Origin of the sequence: Oceanicaulis sp. HTCC2633, assembly GCF_000152745.1 — a bacterium.
Taxonomy (GTDB): Bacteria; Pseudomonadota; Alphaproteobacteria; order Caulobacterales; family Maricaulaceae; genus Oceanicaulis.
Window position 1 is genome coordinate 1,796,062 of record NZ_CH672428.1, and the last position, 16,998, is coordinate 1,813,059.

At 62.7% G+C, this 16,998-nt stretch carries 16 protein-coding genes and 1 pseudogene; 6 read left to right on the forward strand and 11 right to left on the reverse strand.

The genetic code is table 11. From position 1 onward, the window contains the following. Nucleotide 1 precedes the first annotated feature (1 nt). The 3 genes from OA2633_RS08485 to OA2633_RS08495 all read left to right on the forward strand — a co-directional run bounded on the left by OA2633_RS08485 (nt 2) and on the right by OA2633_RS08495 (nt 1,573). Nucleotides 2-769 carry a DUF6118 family protein gene (locus tag OA2633_RS08485; protein ID WP_009802117.1) on the forward strand — a complete coding sequence of 256 codons (768 nt, stop codon included), beginning with the start codon at nt 2-4 and terminating at the stop codon, nt 767-769. Nucleotides 770-978: 209 nt separating this feature from the next. Next, a complete protein-coding gene (locus OA2633_RS08490) occupies nt 979-1,266 on the forward strand; it encodes a hypothetical protein (protein WP_009802118.1) in 288 nt (95 codons plus the stop codon). 82 nt (nt 1,267-1,348) lie between these two features. Then, nucleotides 1,349-1,573, forward strand: a complete 225-nt coding sequence (locus OA2633_RS08495; RefSeq protein WP_009802119.1) for a TIGR03643 family protein — start codon at nt 1,349-1,351, stop codon at nt 1,571-1,573. Here the strand turns inward: OA2633_RS08495 and OA2633_RS08500 are convergent. After that, the gene (locus tag OA2633_RS08500) at nt 1,563-3,158 is read right to left on the reverse strand and encodes an ABC-F family ATP-binding cassette domain-containing protein (RefSeq protein ID WP_009802120.1); all 1,596 of its coding nucleotides are present in this window, start codon (nt 3,156-3,158) and stop codon (nt 1,563-1,565) included. The genes OA2633_RS08495 and OA2633_RS08500 overlap by 11 nt on opposite strands. Nucleotides 3,159-3,336: 178 nt before the next feature. Between OA2633_RS08500 and OA2633_RS08505 the strand changes: the two genes are divergently transcribed. Continuing rightward, nucleotides 3,337-3,516: a hypothetical protein gene (locus tag OA2633_RS08505; protein WP_009802121.1), complete on the forward strand. Its 180-nt coding sequence runs from the start codon at nt 3,337-3,339 to the stop codon at nt 3,514-3,516. 236 nt (nt 3,517-3,752) lie between these two features. Here OA2633_RS08505 and OA2633_RS08510 read toward each other — a convergent pair whose 3' ends face one another. From OA2633_RS08510 to OA2633_RS08525, 4 genes are all read right to left on the reverse strand, one after another. Further along, nucleotides 3,753-5,123 carry a M28 family metallopeptidase gene (locus OA2633_RS08510; protein ID WP_009802123.1) on the reverse strand — a complete coding sequence of 457 codons (1,371 nt, stop codon included), beginning with the start codon at nt 5,121-5,123 and terminating at the stop codon, nt 3,753-3,755. 93 nt (nt 5,124-5,216) lie between these two features. Then, nucleotides 5,217-6,593, reverse strand: a complete 1,377-nt coding sequence (locus tag OA2633_RS08515) for an efflux transporter outer membrane subunit (RefSeq protein WP_050752863.1) — start codon at nt 6,591-6,593, stop codon at nt 5,217-5,219. Beyond that, entirely contained in the window at nt 6,590-9,709 is a 3,120-nt protein-coding gene (locus OA2633_RS08520; protein WP_009802125.1) for an efflux RND transporter permease subunit, read from the reverse strand. The genes OA2633_RS08515 and OA2633_RS08520 overlap by 4 nt, the downstream gene beginning before the upstream one ends. Continuing rightward, nucleotides 9,706-10,818, reverse strand: coding sequence for an efflux RND transporter periplasmic adaptor subunit (locus OA2633_RS08525; protein WP_156776198.1), 1,113 nt, complete (start codon nt 10,816-10,818; stop codon nt 9,706-9,708). The genes OA2633_RS08520 and OA2633_RS08525 overlap by 4 nt, the downstream gene beginning before the upstream one ends. A gap of 175 nt (nt 10,819-10,993) precedes the next feature. On the opposite strand from OA2633_RS08525, the gene OA2633_RS08530 reads away from it, so the two are divergent. Beyond that, on the forward strand, nt 10,994-11,926 hold the full coding sequence (locus OA2633_RS08530) for a glutaminase (RefSeq protein WP_009802127.1): 933 nt from the start codon (nt 10,994-10,996) through the stop codon (nt 11,924-11,926). Nucleotides 11,927-11,941: 15 nt separating this feature from the next. On the opposite strand, the gene OA2633_RS08535 is transcribed toward OA2633_RS08530, so the two are convergent. Continuing rightward, nucleotides 11,942-13,153, reverse strand: coding sequence for a glutathione S-transferase family protein (locus OA2633_RS08535; RefSeq protein ID WP_009802128.1), 1,212 nt, complete (start codon nt 13,151-13,153; stop codon nt 11,942-11,944). An 831-nt stretch (nt 13,154-13,984) separates the two neighbouring features. Between OA2633_RS08535 and OA2633_RS16695 the strand changes: the two are divergent. Continuing rightward, a pseudogene (locus OA2633_RS16695) lies at nt 13,985-14,132 on the forward strand (transposase family protein); the annotation flags it as partial. A 51-nt stretch (nt 14,133-14,183) separates the two neighbouring features. Here the strand turns inward: OA2633_RS16695 and OA2633_RS16700 are convergent. From OA2633_RS16700 to OA2633_RS08555, 5 genes are all read right to left on the reverse strand, one after another. Next, nucleotides 14,184-14,294, reverse strand: coding sequence for an IS66 family transposase (locus OA2633_RS16700; RefSeq protein ID WP_009802130.1), 111 nt, complete (start codon nt 14,292-14,294; stop codon nt 14,184-14,186). A gap of 18 nt (nt 14,295-14,312) precedes the next feature. Further along, nucleotides 14,313-14,450: a transposase gene (locus OA2633_RS16705; protein ID WP_206740499.1), complete on the reverse strand. Its 138-nt coding sequence runs from the start codon at nt 14,448-14,450 to the stop codon at nt 14,313-14,315. An 11-nt stretch (nt 14,451-14,461) separates the two neighbouring features. Further along, entirely contained in the window at nt 14,462-14,686 is a 225-nt protein-coding gene (locus OA2633_RS16710) for an IS66 family transposase (RefSeq protein WP_009802131.1), read from the reverse strand. Between the two features lie 740 nt (nt 14,687-15,426). After that, on the reverse strand, nt 15,427-16,113 hold the full coding sequence (locus OA2633_RS08550) for an OmpW family protein (RefSeq protein ID WP_009802132.1): 687 nt from the start codon (nt 16,111-16,113) through the stop codon (nt 15,427-15,429). A 94-nt stretch (nt 16,114-16,207) separates the two neighbouring features. Then, the coding region (locus tag OA2633_RS08555; RefSeq protein ID WP_040612563.1) for an AMP-binding protein at nt 16,208-16,998 on the reverse strand (791 nt) is incomplete at its 5' end.

The window sequence follows — 16,998 nt, forward strand, 5'->3', positions numbered from 1 at the left end:
AATGGAAGAAGACCACATCGAAGAAGTGCAACTGGACCTCGAAGTCGAGGAACCACCAACCCCAGAACGGGAAGCCGTTACGGAGAGCGACCCGGCAACAGAGGCCTTCGCCCGTCTCGAAGGCGAAATGGCGATGGTGAGACATACGGTCCAGAACATGGCCAGGGAACGAGCCGACATCGTGATTCCGGACTACACGGCCACACTCGGCCAGATCGCTACTCAGCTAGAGGAGGTGTCCGAAATCCTGGGGGTTATGGGCAGCAAACCCGCAATGAAGCTCACTCCCGAGACGATTGCCGATCAGATTGCCCACGCCTCCGAAGGTTCGCGTCGTTACGACAGCAACCAGCTCATGAAGGCCCAAAACTTCCATCGTGAGGCAACTGCCGAGATGCACACACTGGTAGGGCGCGCCCGCACCATCGAAGAACAGAACCGCAAGTTGCAGCACATGGCAGGCGCGGGCCTACTTGCCGGTATCCTGCTCTGGTCAGTACTTCCCGGTACCATCGCCCGCGCCATGCCCGAAAGATGGCAGTGGCCCGAACGGATGGCGGAACGAGTTCTGGGAGAGTCGTCGCGGTGGAACGCGGGCAGCAGGATGATGCAGAGTGCCGATCCTCTCGCGTGGCATGTCCTTGTTGCGGCGGCTGACATGCAGCGAGATAACCGGGACAAGATTGAAGATTGCAGGAAACGTGCGAATTCGAGCGGGAAGAACGTATCCTGCACGCTCCAGATTCGGGCGCAAAACGGAGACGACTAGCGCGCCGGAAATCGCCTTCACGCACCAAGAAGCGTCCCGGAAAGCCCCAGATTGTGCTGGAAAAGCCCGCACATTGTGTGGGGTCAATCGTAGGAACGCTTTCTACAAGTCTGCCGAATTTTGTTTTAAAACAACGCACTAAGGCGGTTGACTGGCGCACCCGACATGCGCCCTACCTGCTTCTGGACTTTCACGCGACCCGTCGTGACGTGCTCTACACCCCGCCGGACGCAGCCGAACTGACGCCGTTTGCGTTCAGCGAGGACTGGATCGCCCTGATCTCCGCGGCCTGGCCCGGTGACGAGCCGGCCTTTGACCGCGGCCCCAGCCACAATGTGGGCATGCCCACCTCCAAGACCTGGTTTGCGGACACTTACGCCGCGCCCGGCGTCACCGTAGAGTACGGCGATGACACCGATCGCGACCGCATCACCGCCCTGTCGCAGACCGCGGCGCGGGCCCTGGTGCGTTATCTTGGCGTGGCGCAGGCCGACTGAGCCGTCCGTCAGTCGTTCTCTCCTCGTCCCGATGCGGGTTACGCCCTAGATCCTGTGCGCGACGCAAGGAGGATGAAGGCGCATGAGTCCGGAACAGATCAGCGAAGTCATCGCGCTCGCCTGGGCTGACGATGTGAGCTTTGAGGCGATAAAAGCAGAGACCGGGCTCAGCGAGCCGGAAGTCATTGCGATCATGCGCAGCTCGCTGAAGCCATCAAGCTTCAGGCTCTGGCGCCAGCGCGTGTCCGGACGGGTCAGCAAGCATGCCAGGATCAAGGCCATGCGGGACAACGCCCCTAGACCCTGATTGTGCCCTTGTCGGCCTGGAGGATCAGCTTGCGATAGTCATTGAGGTCGCCGTCATAGCGGGTGGCGCGACCGTTATTGACCAGCCAGAGCTGATCCGCCGTGCCTTCGGCCAGATAGACATCGTGGGTGATGAGGATCACCGCGCCCTTATAGTCGTTGAGCGCGTAGATCAGCGCTTCGCGGCTGTCGATATCCAGGTGCGAGGTCGGTTCGTCGAGGATCAGCACATGAGGCTTTTCCATCGCCATCAGGCCCAGGAGGAGGCGGACCTTCTCGCCGCCTGACAGCTTCTCGATCTTGGTGCCGACCTTCTCATGGGGAAAGCCCATGGCGGCGGCCGCGGCGCGCTGCTTGGATTCCGGCGATCCCTGGGGCAATGCGTCCTGAACGTGCTGCAGCACGGTTTCGCCTTCGCGCAGCTCGTCCATCTGGTCCTGGGAGAAATACCCGATCCGCAACGAGCGCGGCGCGGTGCGGTCGCCCGCAATCAGCGGCAGGCGCTCTGCGATGGATTTGACGAGCGTGGTCTTGCCCTGACCATTGGCGCCGACAATGGCGATGCGATCCTCGGGATCAAGGCGCAGATCGACGCCCTTGAGGATCACCGCATCCTCGCCATACCCCACCTTGGCGTCGCGCAATTGCAGAAGCGGCGGCGACAGCGTGTCGGCCGAGCTGGGGAAGGAAAACGGGGTCGTGCGCTCGGCGATGGGGATGGTGATTTCCTGCATCTTCTCGAGCCGCTTGACCCGCGACTGGGCCTGGCTGGCCTTGGAGGCCTTGGCGCCGAAGCGGTCGATGAAGGCCTGCAGGTGCGCGCGATCGGCTTCCTGCTTGGCGCGCTGGCTTTCAAGGAGCGCAGTCTTGGCGGCGCGCAGCTTCAGCCAGGCGTCATAACCGCCCGGCGAGATCGACAGCTGCTGGTGTTCGAGCGCCAGCGTATGGGTGACGCAGCGATTGAGCATTTCCCGGTCGTGGCTGACGATCAGCACGGTGTGGGGGTATTTCTTCAGATAGCTCTCAAGCCAGGCCGCGCCCTCAAGGTCGAGATAGTTGGTCGGCTCGTCGAGCAGCAGAAGATCAGGTTCCGAGAACAGGACGCCCGCAATCGCGGCGCGCATGCGCCAGCCGCCGGAGAACTCTTTCGTCGGCCGATAGAGATCGGCGTCGCTGAACCCCAGACCCATCAGGACTTCCGCCGCGCGTGATTCCGCAGACCAGGCGTCGATATCGGCAAGACGCATATGGATCTCACCGATCCGGTCGGGGTCGGTCGCGGTCTCCGCCTCCTGCATCAGGGCATGGCGTTCGGCATCGGTGGCCAGCACCACATCGAGAATGGTGTCGTCAGAGGCTTCCACCTCCTGAGCCACCCAGCCCATGCGCGCGCCCTTGATCAAACGGATCGGGGAGTCCGGCGACGGCTGGTCGATCTCTTCCCGGATCAGCCGCAGAAGCGTGGACTTGCCCGTGCCGTTGCGCCCCACCAGACCGACCTTCCAGCCGCTGGAGATTTGCGCCGAGGCGTTTTCAAACAGCGAGCGGGCGCCGATGCGGTAGTCGAGATTTGAGATCGTAAGCATGGGGGCGGTGTAACCGTCACAGCGCCAGACGCAATGAAAACACGCTGCACCTGCAGCATTCGGCCCTCATTCAACAGACGCGTTCATTGTCACAAATTCGTTGCGAACCATGGACAAGCGTCAAAATGTATATACGCTGCATAGACATTGCATAGCAGATCGGGACCGGAGTGCGCTCATGGCGGACGAGAAGAAGGCCAAGAAGAAAAAGGACAGCCAGCTTGTCATCCGCCTGAACAAGGATCAGCGCGACCAGTTCGTTCAGCTATGCGATGAGCTGGATACCAGCGCCGCCCGGGAGCTGCGCCTCTTCATCAAGGGCTTCATCGCCCGGCACAAGCCTGAAGTGTCCGCCTGATCCCAAAAGACGCGCCTCACCTAAAAAGGAGACCCGACATGGCGTCGAAGAAAGTCAAAGACCTGAAAAAAGAGATCAAAGCGCGCAAGCAAAAGATCGAAAAGCAGGAAACCAAGCTGAAAAAGGCGAAAAAAGCGCTCAAGAAAGCCGCTTGACGCCAGGCCCAGCCTGACGAAAAAGCCCGCCGGTTCATCCGGCGGGCTTTTTGCTGACTGAAGGCGTCTGCCCCCTCGGCGTCAATAGCCGCCGAATGAGCCTGCCGGACCGGGGAAGACCACCGGGCTTTCAGAGCCATCGGGCGCCACCGACGAGACGCCGAAATAGTAATTGTCGATCACGACATTCTCGAGCGTGAACTCGGTCACATCGCCGACATAGCGGCTGTGGGTCCATTGCGGCGCGTCTGTGAGACGCCAGTAGACGCGATAGCCCATCAGGTTCGCCGCCGGCTCGCCTTCAGGACGCGCCCAGCTCAGCGTCGTGGATGGCCGGACTGCGCCGGAGATCGTGACATCGGCCGGGAAGGGCGGCGCCCCGGCCAGTTGCGCCAGCGTGGCGATGTTCAGGGCGGTCAGCTTGGCGGCGTAGTCAAAGTCGACGGCTTCGAGCACATCGCCATATTCGATGCCGTCCTCGACCCGGATATCCTGATGCTGGCGGTTGTAATCCTCATGGGTCTCCATGATCCGCACGCCCGGCATGCCCGCCTCGTTGAAGGGGCGGTGATGCCCGCCGCGGCCAAACCGGTCGAGGCGATAGACCATCATCACATCCAGATTGGGCACATACTGATCCGCCGTGCGGTCAATGAAGCGCGCCAGATTGCGTGAGGGAGAATCCACCTCGCCCCCGGTGAAGCGGCGGATGCGCGCCTCTTCGGGGGTCTCGGTCGCCCGCGTGCCCTCTGAGAAGACGCGCGCCGTGGCGTTGTCGACCACGCCGTCAATGCCGGCGCTGTTGCCGATCATATCGTTATTGATGACCGCCTTGATCCGCCAGCCCTGTTCCAGCGCGTAATCCGCCACGATGCGGCCGCCGAACAGACCCTGCTCCTCGCCCGCCAGCGCCGCGTAGATGATCGAACCGGCGAACTCGTCCTGACTGAGGACCCGGGCGGCTTCCAGCACGCCCGCGACACCCGAGGCGTTGTCATTGGCGCCCGGCGCATCAATCTCGGCGTTCATGACGTCCGACGCCCGGCTGTCGATATCGCCGGACATCACCACCATGCGGTCGGGATCCGTGGTTCCGCGCTGGATCGCGATCACCGAAACCACGTCGACCGGATCGGGAATGCGCCGCTCGCCGCTGATGGTCTCGGAGACATACATCACCTCAAGGCAGCCGCCGCATTCTGCGGAAATGCGCTCGAATTCATCATGGATCCAGCGCCGGGCCGCGCCGATGCCGTGGGTCTCGCTCTCGGTTTCAGACGCGGTGTGGCGCGTGCCGAAGCTGACCAACGTGGTGATGTCGGCCTCGATTCGGTCTGCGGACACCGCCGCGACATGATCATGCACATCGAGAACCTCTGAGGGCGGCGCGACCTGCGCGCCCGCGGCCCCGGTCAGGCCGGCGGCCATGACCATGCTGACAAAAATCCGCATACTGAAAACTCCCCTTCTCCGGTCCGTTCGGACTCAGTTCGGCTGCAAGCTAGACCGCACGGGACCGCGCGCCAAGGCGCGGCGTGAACTGCGTCACCCGCCCTGCCCTGTCGGAGCCGCCAGGGCGAGATTGAGTTCGATGACGGCGAGCGCCAGATCGGCCTGGGTGTCGACAAGAGCCTCCCGGTTGCCGATCAGGGTGCGCTGGGCGTCCAGAACGTCAATGAAGCTGGCCAGGCCCTCACGATAGAGCGCGTTGAGCTGGTCATAGGCGCGTTCGCCTTCGGCCACGGCGACGCCAAGGTCGTCCAGGCGATCCTGAACGCTCTCAATCGCCACAAGACCGGTCTCGACCTCCTCCAGAGCGCCCAGCACCACATTCTGATAAGCCAGCGCCGCTTCCGCCGCCTGCGCCTCGGCCGCGGTCAGTTCGGCCTCGCGGCGCCCGAAATCGAGCAGGGGGATGTCCAGCACGGCGCCGAGACTGGCCGTCAGACCATCCGACAGCCCATCCTCCAGATCCGTGCTGACCGAGCCGGGGAGCCTGAGAGACGGATATAGCTCGGCCGCCTGAACGCCCACATCCGCCGTCGCAGCGATCAGGCGCGCTTCCGCAGCGCGCAGATCGGGCCGGCGCTGGATCAGCCGGGCGGGCTCGCCGATCTCGATCTCGGCCACATAGCCCAATTGCAGGGCGTCGCTGTCTCGCGCGCCGGCGTCTTCCAGCAGAGCAATCGGCGCGCCGGGTGTCCGGCCCAGCAAGACTGCGAGCGCGTTCAGGGCCCGGGTCTGCTGCAGCTCAAGGGCGCCGCGCTGCGCCCGCGTGCGGGCCAGGTCCGCCGCCGCCCGGCGCACATCGAGGTCGGCGGACAAGCCCGCCTCGGCGCGTCTTTGAACAATGTCGAGCGTGCGCTGTTGCAAATCGAGCGAGGCGTCCAGCAAGGCGAGCCGCGCCCGCGCCCGGCGCAACTGCACGTACAAGGTCGCAGCAGAGGCGGCTGTCAGACGCCGCACATCCTCGACCTCGTAGGCGCTCGCGAGGACACGGGCCTGCGCACGGTCTTCCAGGCGACGCAAGCGGCCATTGATATCAAGAACCTGACCAAAGGAGAGCGAGGCCGTTCCCGTATCCCCGCCCGAGCTTCGAGCCGTATAGGACACGCCCGCGTCCAGATCGGGCAGGAAGTCCGAGCGGGCCGCGCCCAGAAGCGCTTCGGCGGCGATCAGCCGCTGAGTGGCCTGGGCAATGTCGAGATTGTCGGCCAGCGCCTCGTTCACCACCGCCGCCAGGGTCGGATCCTCGAAACCCGACCACCAGGCCTCGCCCGCCAGATCATCGGCGTCCTGCTCGAGGGAGCGGGAAAACTGCTCAGGTTCCGGCGTGATGGGTCGAACATAGTCCGGCCCCGCCATGCAGCCGCTCACGGTCAGCGCGGCGGCGACCATCAGAAGACCGGTCCACCCCCTCATTGCGCCGGCCCATTTTCGCGCAGGACGATGGCGTCTGCGGCTTCCAGCTCCGAGGCCAGGCGCTCCTCGGCTGCAGCGCGAGGCGTGCCGAACCGCGCCAGACCCAGATAGACCACGGGCGTCAGGAACAGGGTGAAGGCCGCAGACAGGCCCAGACCGCCAAAGACGGTCCATCCGATGGAAATGCGGGCCTGGGCGCCGGCGCCCGTCGCCAGGATCAGCGGCAAGGCCCCCAGGACCGTCGAGATCAGGGTCATGGCGATGGGTCGCAGGCGGATGATGGCGGCTTCCTCGATCGCCTCGCGCACGGACTTGCCCTCCGCGCGCAGCTGGTCGGCGAACTCGACCACCAGAATGCCGTTCTTCGCCATCAGGCCAATCAGCATGACGAGGCCGATCTGGGAAAAGATGTTCAGCGAGGTGCCCGTCAGGAACAAGGCGTACACTGCCGCCGCCAGGGCGAAGGGCACCGTCAGCATGACCACCAGCGGTCCGGTGAGGCTCTCGAATTGCGCGGCCAGAACCAGGAAGACGATCACCAGCGCGAACACATAGGTCAGTATGAGGTCCCGCGTCGCCTGGTTCAGCGTTTCGGCTTCGCCTTCAAACAAGAGTTCGATATCGTCGGGCAGCGTGTCGGCGGCGAGCCGACGCATCTCGTCTGCAGCTTCGGCGATGGTGAACCCGTCCAGGATATCGGCTTCAAGCTCGATCGCCCGACGCTGTTCGGTGCGATCCAGCTCGGCAGCTACGCCCTGCTCGATGATGGTGGTCAGGGCCGAAAGCGGGATGAGCTCGCCCGAATTGGCGCGCACATACAGGTTGCGCAGGTCGGCGGGGTCGCGCACCGCGCCGGTCTCGCTTTCCAGCACGATCGGGATCGCGCGGTCGTTGACATTGAGATCCACCAGGTTCTCGCCATCCACCATGGCGCGCAAGGTGACCGCAAGCTGGTCCAGGGGCACCCCGAGATCGGCGGCGCGACGACGGTCAATCTGGATGGACAATTGCGGCTGGGTCGGCTCATAGCTGATCTCGGGATTGTCGAGAATGTCCGACTCCTGATCCAGACGATCCGCCAGCGTCCGCGCCGCCTCGAAGATGGACGGGTAATCACCGCCCGTCAGAGCGACCTCGATGCCGCTGCGCTGCCCGCCGCCGCCAAAGCTCAATCCGCCCCGCCCGAAGGCGCTCGCGCGCACGCCCGGAATGTCAGACAGCGACGCACTGATTTCGGCGGCGATCTGTGACTGGGTGCGGTCCCGCTCGGTATAGGGCGCCAGCGGCGCCGTGATGAAAATCCGGTTCGGGTCCCAGCGCCCCACGACGGTCAGAAGCGACTCGATCTCGCCGCGGTCGATATAGGGTTGCAGGATGGCTTCAATCCGGTCCGCCTGCCGGTCCATATACTCCAGACCGACGCCATCGGGCCCGCCGGCCCAGACATAGACAACGCCGCGATCCTCCTCCGGCGTGAGCTCCCGATCGAGCGCCATGCCAGCGAAGACAGCCCCACCGGCCGCCAGAACACAGATGCCGGCCGTCACCCAGGGATGATTGAGCGCTTGCCGGATCAGCGCGGCGTAACTGCGCGCAAGCACGCCGCCCGTGCGCTGGATCGGCCCCTTCGCGTCATCGCCCGAAGTCAGGTCAAGGCGCGCGGCGAAGGCCGGCACCACCGTGAGCGCCACGAAGGAGGAGATGACCACGGCGAGCGCCAGCAGGAAGCCGAATTCACGGAACAGCCGGCCGGCGGTGGATGGCAGGAAGGAAATCGGCACGAACACGGCGACGAGGACGGCGGTGGTCGCGACAACGGCGAAGAAGACCTGACGCGACCCGATCACCGCCGCCGCCCGGCGCCCGACCCCTTTGGATTGCAGACGATGGATGTTTTCCAGCACGACAATTGCGTCGTCCACGATGAGCCCGGTCGCCAGCACCAGCGCTAGCAAGGTCAGAATGTTGATCGAGAACCCGAACAGCCACAGCCCCGCCACGGCGCCGATCAGCGCAGCGGGAATGGCGGCGGACGGGATCAGCGTTGCCCGGAATTTGCCCAGGAACAACCAGATCACCCCGACGACGATCAGGACCGTAACCGTCAGGGTGAGCAGCACCTCCTGAACCGACTCCCGGATGAACTCGGCTTCATCGGAGGTGACGGTGATTTCCAGATCCTCGAAGCGCTCATTGAGCTGCGCCACGCGCTCCTGAACGGCGTCGGATATGTTGATCGTATTGGAGCGGGCCTGCCGGATGACGCCGATCCCGATCACCTCCCGGCCGTCCAGCCGGGTGAAGCTTGTGGCGTCCGCAGGGGCGAAGAACGCTTCCGCCACATCCCCGACACGGGTCTGATCCTGAATGATCACCGCCTTCACCCGCTCGGGGGTCGCCGCCGTGGCTTCGGCGCGGACAATGAGCTGCTGATCCGTGGAGCGGAAGCTGCCGACCGGCACGTCAAACGGGGCTTGCCGCAGCGCATCCGCCACATCCCCCACCGTCAGGCCGAACCGGCTCAACCGGATGGGATCGATGACAACGCGCAGCTGCTGCGCCCTCTCGCCGGACAGGTTGACCGTCGCCACGCCGTCAATCGCGGTCAGCTCGGGCACAATGTCGTTCTCGATCCGCCGTGTGAGCTCCTGCTGGTCATAGACGTCACTGACCACGGCCAGGCTGACAATCGCTTCCGCATCGTCATCCGCCTTGACCACGCTGACCTGTTCCACCCGGTCGGGCAGACGTCGACTGACCTGACTGACCGCTTCGCGCAGATCAGAGGCGGCATTGTCGAGATCGACCCCGGGATTGAACTCGACCCGGATCCGGGCGCTGTTCTCTTCGCTCGAGGACCGGATTTCCCGTACGCCGCTGACGCGCGCCGCAGCGCCTTCAAGAACGCTTGTCACTTCCGCGTCGACGGTTTCCGGCGCCGCGCCCGGCAGGACCGCGCGCACCGTGGCGATCGGGCGATCCACATCGGGCAATTCTCGCACTTCCACCGCCATGAGGGCCGCCAGACCCGCAATGACCACAAGCAGGTTGAGCACCACCGCCAGAATGGGGCGCTTGACGGCGAGCGCTGGAAGATCGGATCCGGGGGGCGTCATTGCGCATCCGCCTCCTGGATGACATCCGCGCCCGGCCAGGACGCGACCGGGGCGTCCATCCGGGCCTCACGCGTTTCAATCACATCGACCAGCGCGCCTTCCCGCATGCGCTGGACCCCTTCGGCCACGACCAGATCGCCGTCGCCAAGAGCGCCATTAACCAGAACCGTGCCCTGACGGCGCTGGATCAGCGTGATGGGTATGAGGGCGGCGCGTCCCTCGCGGACCACCCAGACATAGGCGCCGTCGCTGCCCCAGCTGATGGCGGCCTCGGGGACGACCGGCCACAGGTCCGACAACAACTCGAACCGGACCGAAAAGCTCATGCCGGGGCGCAGGCGGTCATCCTGATTGTCAAGCCGCGCCCGGACCGTGAAGGTCCGCGAAACGGGATCGATGCGGCTGTCCACATTGATGACCTCGGCGTCATAGGCGCGATCCGCTCCGGCGAAGGGCTGAGCGGTGACGATATCGCCTACCGCAATCCGGCCGAACACCTGCTCGGGCGGATTGAAATCGACGTAGAGCGAGGAGCGGTCATCGAGTTCGGTGATGACGGTTGTCGGGGTGATGCGGGCGCCGGGATCAATATTGGTCAGGCCCACAAATCCGCTGAACGGGGCCCTCACGATGCGGTGGGCCAGGGCGACCTCGGCCTGCTCCACCTCGATCTGCGCCGCCTCGAGCACGGTGACCGCTTCATCGATCTGGCTGTCGGACACCGCGCCCGTATCCTCAATGCGGCGATAGCGCGCCAGCAACTGCTCCGCCTCGCGTACGGCCACCTGCGCCAGCCGCAGATCAAGGCGCTCCTCGTCCGCTTCCAGACGGATCAGCACCTCGCCTTCCTCCACGCGGTCGCCCGCGCTGAAATTCACGCTTTCAACGGCGCCCGCCGCCTCGGGGTAGATCGTTGCGCTCGCCATGGCCCGGGCCGTACCCAGCGCCTCGATCCGTTCCGCCTCTCGCTCCAAAACGATCTGCTGGGCGATCACGCCCACACGTCTTTCCTCTCCGCCGGCCTCAGGGCGCGACGGGGAAGCGGTGTCATCAGAGCATGCGGAAACGACGCATGCTGCGAGCGCAAGCGGGTACAGAAACTGCTTCATGACACCTCCCTACGTGTCCGGGCGGAAGCTGGATCACGGATGTGCGCGAAAAGATGCGCCCGCGCCGGAAGCCGGAGCGCTGCAAGCGCCACGGCCCGTCGCCTCGTATTGTTCCAACCGGCAAGTTCCATTACCGCTCAGGGTCCAGAGCCCCAACCGCAACCGCGTGGACGCCATGACCCAAGCCGACCCAGATCTTTCAGCCCTCTTGCCGGCCTGCGAGCGCGAGGCTCGCAAACAGATCGGCCAGGGGCGGGTTGCGAACTACATCCCGGCGCTGGCGCGCATCAATCCGAACCAGTTCGGCATGGCGGTCTGCGGCGTGGATGGACGCGAATATGTGATCGGGGACAGCGATGCGCCCTTCTCCATCCAGAGCATTTCCAAGGTTTTCACTCTGGCCCTCGCCCTGCAATCGCCGGGTGCGCCGGGCGTCTGGCAGCGGGTCGGACGCGAACCGTCGGGCAATGCCTTCAATTCTCTCGTCCAGCTGGAATCCGAACAGGGCCTGCCGCGCAACCCGTTCATCAATGCCGGCGCCATCGTCATCACCGACGTCATCACCACCCACTTCGTGAGCCCGGTTCTCCAGATCCTCGGCCTGGTCCGGCGCTACGCCGATTGCGAGGACATCTATATCGACGAGGAAGTCGCCCGGTCTGAAGAGGAGAGCGGCCATCGCAACGCCGCCATCGCCCATCTGCTCAAGAGTCAGGGCAATCTCAATGCAGGCGTGGATGACGTGCTCGCGGCCTATTACCGGCAATGCTCCATTGCGATGACCTGTCGGGACGTGGCGCGCGCCTTCCTGCCGCTCGCCGCTGCCGGGCGCCATCCGCTGACCGACGAAACCCTAATGCCTGCGCTCCGGGCGAAGCGGATCAATTCCCTGCTCCTGACCTGCGGTCTTTATGACGGCGTCGGCAATTTCGCCTACCGGGTCGGAATCCCGGCGAAATCCGGGGTCGGCGGCGGCATCGCCGCCGTCATTCCCGGCCATTTCTCGATCTGCGTCTGGTCGCCCGAACTGGATGAGCTGGGCAATTCGCTTGCAGGCACTCGCGCGCTCGAAGTGTTCTCACGCGAGACCAACCTGTCCGTCTTCTGAGGCCGTCAGCCTGCGTCAGACATAGATCGCGGTCAGCTCGGCCAGATCCTTTGAGGACTGGCGCGCGGACATGAGTGCGGTCTCCACTTCACGCAACGAGTCATGGCTGGCCTCGGACTGGACGTCCTTCAGGCTCAGCTCGAGCCGGTGGTTCAGGGCGACAATCTCTCTGGGCGGCGTGTATTCGCGCATGGGCAGCAAACCTATGGTCTTGAGCAAGCGATAGAGCTCGGCGTTTTCAACCCCATGCCGGGGACGCGCCTGCGCTCCCAGCCGCGACAGCCAGTATGCGTCCCGCGGAGACCAGACGCGTCCGGTTGCAGGACGGGCGGATGCGGTCTGCGCGGACCGGCCCGGATTGATCAGCTCCGGCAGCGCCCGGGCGCCGGGATGGGCTTCCGCCCAGTCTGAAACCGCCGAAGCGCTGTCGAGTGCGCGCGCGGTGAACTCCTGGGCGATCTGGCGCATGAGCTGCATGAAAGATGACGGGCACGAACTCGCCTTGCGATGCGGGCCCTGAGCCAACCCGTCCAGCGCGGCCAGGCGCATGCGCCACGCCTCAAGGCGGGGGAACGGCTCCAGAAGCTCCGATCCGGACCGGGCGTTGGCGAGCACCTGCAAAGCGCCCGCCACACTGAATTCGGCCATGGCCGGGCGCGCTCCAAACAGGTAGGCGCTATCGCCCAGAGCCGTGTCCAGACGCGCCAGAGTTGCGCTCAGGCGTGACTTGATGGTCTCGGCCGCCCCTTCGTCGAGGCCTTGCCTCGAGAAATGCTTGCGGATCTGGGCCGCAACCAACCGGGCCCGCCGCCTTGCCGGCTCGGAGGAATTCTCGGCTTCCAGAAACGACGCCAGACTCGCTTCGGCCTGCTCGCTTTCGCAGACCCAGAAGACATATTCCGCCTGACGGGCCAATTCGGAATCCGACCAGGCCTCCAGCAAGTCGCTGGCGAAACGCTGGGCGGGCGTATCGGGCAAGACGCTCCGGGCGGGATGCCGAGCGTTCAGATGGTCAAGCAGAAGCCGCGTATCGGTAAAGGCGGTCTGGTCTGATCCGAGGATGACGGGCGTGGCCACGCGCTTGAGCCGGGGCTTGATATAGGACTGCACCACCTCGACGGTCGCCGGTTTCTCCGTCATGGGCAGGTTCGCCCACCGCAGGAAAAGGCGCGCCTTGACCGTGGCGGCGGAAAACGGGGTTCCGATCAGCGTGTACGTCAAATCCATGGCGTGAACCTTCCAGTCAGGACTGGAGATGTAACGACACGTGGCGTGAATCCGTTCCGCGGCGGCTGCCCAGACACCGACAGGGTCGCACTGCAACACGCTTGATCCGCTTAGCGTCCGCGATGCGCAAACCTCTAACACGCACAGGAAATTCGCGCACAGTGAGGCGCCGGGACGGGTTTGCTTCAATGGAAGGAAACTGGCGGGCCGTGCGGGATGAAGGTGGGCACTATTGCTACGCGATAGCACTATGATGACATTAACATTTTCGGTTGTTGGCTGGAATGGAAGCCATTTGATACGGAGGTCGCAGGGTGTCCACACATGATCCAGGAGGAGCCGCGCAGAGGCGGGAAAAATTCTTCGGAAGGACGGTTTCAAGGTCCGGCAGGTGTCGTCCAAGTCACCCGGCGTTAGCCGGGAACAAGGGGCGAGGCACTTCATTTGGAAATGGAAAGAACTTCTACTGGCCGGCTGCGGCTTCATCGCGTATCACCATTACTGATGAATTGACCTGATGCAGGACGCTTGACGGGGGTGCCCAATGGAATCGAGGCTGGCCACAAGCTTTGAGGACTTAAAAAGGTGTATTGCAGGGGAAAGGTGACACCCGACGTCTGGTCACCTCTCGGCGCCAAAAGCGTCTCGACGATGAAAAGTGCTGGTGCGCCGATCGGTTTTTAGTCAAGAAAGCGGGACGTGCTTGCGTACTCCTCGCTCGGGCCGGAGCAGTTTGAGGTTGCCTGGAAAGCTGGCATCGATTTTTGGACGACAGTTCCGAAAGAATCCGCGTGGGTGTTCGTTGTAAAGACCGGATTAAAGTCAGATGAACTCGACCTTGTGTGCGGCAAGATTGACTATCCGAAGACGATCCGGGTCGACCAAGGCTCTGAGTTCATCTCCCGTGAACTTCGACCTATAGGCACATCCAAACAATGTGACGCTGGACGCCTCACGGCCCGGAAAACCGACAGACAGTAAGCGCCTCGCCGATCGCCTACGGATTTAGGCATGACATTTTCCGGAATCGTCAGGGCATGAGTTCCTCGATCTGGCTCTGCGGATGGCCGTTGATGATGGCGTCGAAGGTATCTGCGCGGTAGGCAATGGGATTAACGTCGTTGAGCTTGCAGGTGGCCACGACGGATGAGAGCAGCGCTCAGTTTTCGGCCGCGATCTCGTGTCCAGAAAACAGGGCATTTTTTCTGATTAGGCATATCGGCCGGATGGCGTTTTCGACCGGGTTGGTATCGAACTCGAGCCGGCCATCGCCAGGAAGCGGGTGAGCCCTTCCCAATGGGCAAGACCTTAGAGAATGTCTTCGGCCAGCTTAGAGCCGGAGGAGACCCTTGACAATTGCTTTTCAAACCAGGGCTTCAAGGCGGCTATGATCGGGGAGGAGTGCCGTTGTCGCGCGGCGATCCGAGTTTGTGGCGTCATTCCTCGCACCGTCGCCTCAATGGCGTATAGCTTAGTGAACTGGCGCACGGCGGCCTCGGCGATCGGGGACTTGGTGTTGCGCGCCAGCTTCACGAACCTTCGGCGCAGATGGACCCAGCATTGGACGAGCTTCCACGGTCCTTGCGGTCATTCCAGGCGCGTCAGCCGTTCGCTGACGTCCTGGCCAATCCTGGCCATCTCGCCGCAGCCGCACGGGCACAACGCGCGCTCGGGCTAGATGACCTGCTGCACCCGCGGCCTCACGCCGACAGGCGCGCGCCGAGCGCCTGAGCTTTGGGATGGCTCCGGGCTCGGCGCGCTCGCCAACCAACACGCTTTGAGCTATTCAACCAACGGACTCTCCCAATAATCTCGGAACCCATTGGGGGCGCCTCAGGACGTCCATTTTGCCGTCTGCTCCCAATTGGACCGTCCGACTCTAACGATCGGCGGACTCTTGCCACATTCACCTCATGCGCCGCACGAGGGGAGCAGTGTGGCGCTTACGACAGACAATGACTTTTCATCGAGTCATTCAATGGCCGGCTCAGGGCAAAATGCCTGAACCAGCACTGATGGATCGCCTCGTTAGAGCCAGCCCGTAGAGGTAAGGAAGCGCCAAATACTCCAGCCCTGAATGAGGGCACTTTTAGGGGCGGCCAAAAAATAAGGTGAGACTCCCAGAATAAACTCTGCCGCGTGGAGCTCAGGTCAGTCACGCAATACGTGTCCGCTTCGTTCTGAGGTCGGGCCCGTTTCCTCACATCTCCAAGAGCTTGCTTTTCGAGTTTTTGTTACTCACTTTCCTTGCCAGCTCTTCTAGCAATAATAGCTTAAAACCGGTAGGCAATACCGATATTGAGAATTGTTGGGTCCACCGAAATCTTGCCTCTGACTGGCGCCCCGCCGAGTGTCCCAGAGATATCTGTTTCGAATGGCGTGTAACGTATATCGGCATTGGCAAACCAATTATCGCTCATTTGATAGCGCATTCCAACTTGGACAGCGGGCGCCCAGGCGTCTTTCAAGTCGAAGTCCGCGAGTGCATCCCCTTGTTCTTCCAGAAACAAGATTCGAGCGATACCGGCACCAACATAAGGGCTAACGGATGAATTAGTCGAAAAGTGATATTGAAGCGACAAAACAGCAGGGCCATATTCCGTCTCTCCAACAGGCAGTCCTGCCAAACTGCCGCTCCCTGCAAGATTAGCGCTGGCAGGCAAACCACCAAAGAAGTTCAACGCTACAGATGAATTCAAAAAATAGGAAACGTCGAAACTCAGCGTGGTGTCATCGGTGATATTGACACCAGCCCCGGGTATTGGCGCACCGCCCGCGCTGATTGAATCCAACGTTTCGTTCGTGAATACTTTCGCCGCATTCAGGCCAAAAAGCCAGTCGCCCTTGGAGTAAAGCGGTTCCGCATTTGCGACGCTGAACGACGAAAAGCCACCGATCATCGTGATTAACACAAACTTCGAGGCAAAAGGCCCCTTGGATTTTACATTAGATTGTTTCATTTATTCCTCCCTTTTGGTCGTTTTTTTCGCGCCCTATGCGCGGTCGCAAACAGGCGGAACATGCGATCCGCAAACCCGCTTGCCTGATTTCAGGCTATGCCAGAAGCACGTCCCCATAGGCTTCCCGCAGCTTGTTCTTCAGCACCTTACCGGTTGCGTTTCGTGGAAGTTCATCCACAAAAACGACCGTATCCGGGATCTGCCATTTGGCGACTTTGTCAGAAAAGAAGGCAATCAAATCCTTCTCTGACACTTTTGCTCCTGGTGCCTTGACCGCGACAAGGACCGGCCGTTCGTCCCATTTTTCATGTTTTGCCGCGATTGCGGCGGCATACACGATACCGGGATGACCGACCGCGATGCCCTCAAGTTCGACGGTGGAAATCCATTCGCCGCCAGATTTTATGATGTCCTTGGAGCGATCCCGGATCGTCATGAACCCATCGGCATCAATCGAGGCCACATCGCCGGTTTCAAACCATCCATCGGATGCCAAAGTCGTGCCTGGCTCCGCACCAAAATAGCTGTCTACGACCCAATGGCCGCGAATGCGAAGATTGCCTTGCGCCGCCCCATCCTCGGGAAGTGTGCTGCCTTCATCGTCAACGATCTTGAGTTCCACGCCATAGGGCGGGCGGCCCTGGCTTTCTCGCACTTTCGCCTGCTCTTCCTCGGTCATGCCTGCATGGCGTTCCAGCAAGGCATTCGCGGTCCCGAGAGGCGAGGTTTCGGTCATGCCCCAGGCGTGCACGACTTCGGTGCCATATTTGTCGCGGAATTCGGCGATCATCGACGGGGGACAAGCCGACCCACCGACCACTGTCCGTGTGAGGGTTTCGGCTTTGGAGCCGAGTTTGTCGAGCGATGCGAGAAGCCCCTGCCAGA

What these genes read in the sequence shown, in the direction of transcription:
- OA2633_RS08485 (WP_009802117.1), top strand. Translation starts at nt 2, where the DNA reads ATGGAAGAAGACCACATCGAAGAAGTGCAACTGGACCTCGAAGTCGAG.
- OA2633_RS08495 (WP_009802119.1), top strand. Translation starts at nt 1,349, where the DNA reads ATGAGTCCGGAACAGATCAGCGAAGTCATCGCGCTCGCCTGGGCTGAC.
- OA2633_RS08500 (WP_009802120.1), bottom strand. Translation starts at nt 3,158, where the DNA reads ATGCTTACGATCTCAAATCTCGACTACCGCATCGGCGCCCGCTCGCTG.
- OA2633_RS08505 (WP_009802121.1), top strand. Translation starts at nt 3,337, where the DNA reads ATGGCGGACGAGAAGAAGGCCAAGAAGAAAAAGGACAGCCAGCTTGTC.
- OA2633_RS08510 (WP_009802123.1), bottom strand. Translation starts at nt 5,123, where the DNA reads ATGCGGATTTTTGTCAGCATGGTCATGGCCGCCGGCCTGACCGGGGCC.
- OA2633_RS08515 (WP_050752863.1), bottom strand. Translation starts at nt 6,593, where the DNA reads ATGAGGGGGTGGACCGGTCTTCTGATGGTCGCCGCCGCGCTGACCGTG.
- OA2633_RS08520 (WP_009802125.1), bottom strand. Translation starts at nt 9,709, where the DNA reads ATGACGCCCCCCGGATCCGATCTTCCAGCGCTCGCCGTCAAGCGCCCC.
- OA2633_RS08525 (WP_156776198.1), bottom strand. Translation starts at nt 10,818, where the DNA reads ATGAAGCAGTTTCTGTACCCGCTTGCGCTCGCAGCATGCGTCGTTTCC.
- OA2633_RS08530 (WP_009802127.1), top strand. Translation starts at nt 10,994, where the DNA reads ATGACCCAAGCCGACCCAGATCTTTCAGCCCTCTTGCCGGCCTGCGAG.
- OA2633_RS08535 (WP_009802128.1), bottom strand. Translation starts at nt 13,153, where the DNA reads ATGGATTTGACGTACACGCTGATCGGAACCCCGTTTTCCGCCGCCACG.
- OA2633_RS08550 (WP_009802132.1), bottom strand. Translation starts at nt 16,113, where the DNA reads ATGAAACAATCTAATGTAAAATCCAAGGGGCCTTTTGCCTCGAAGTTT.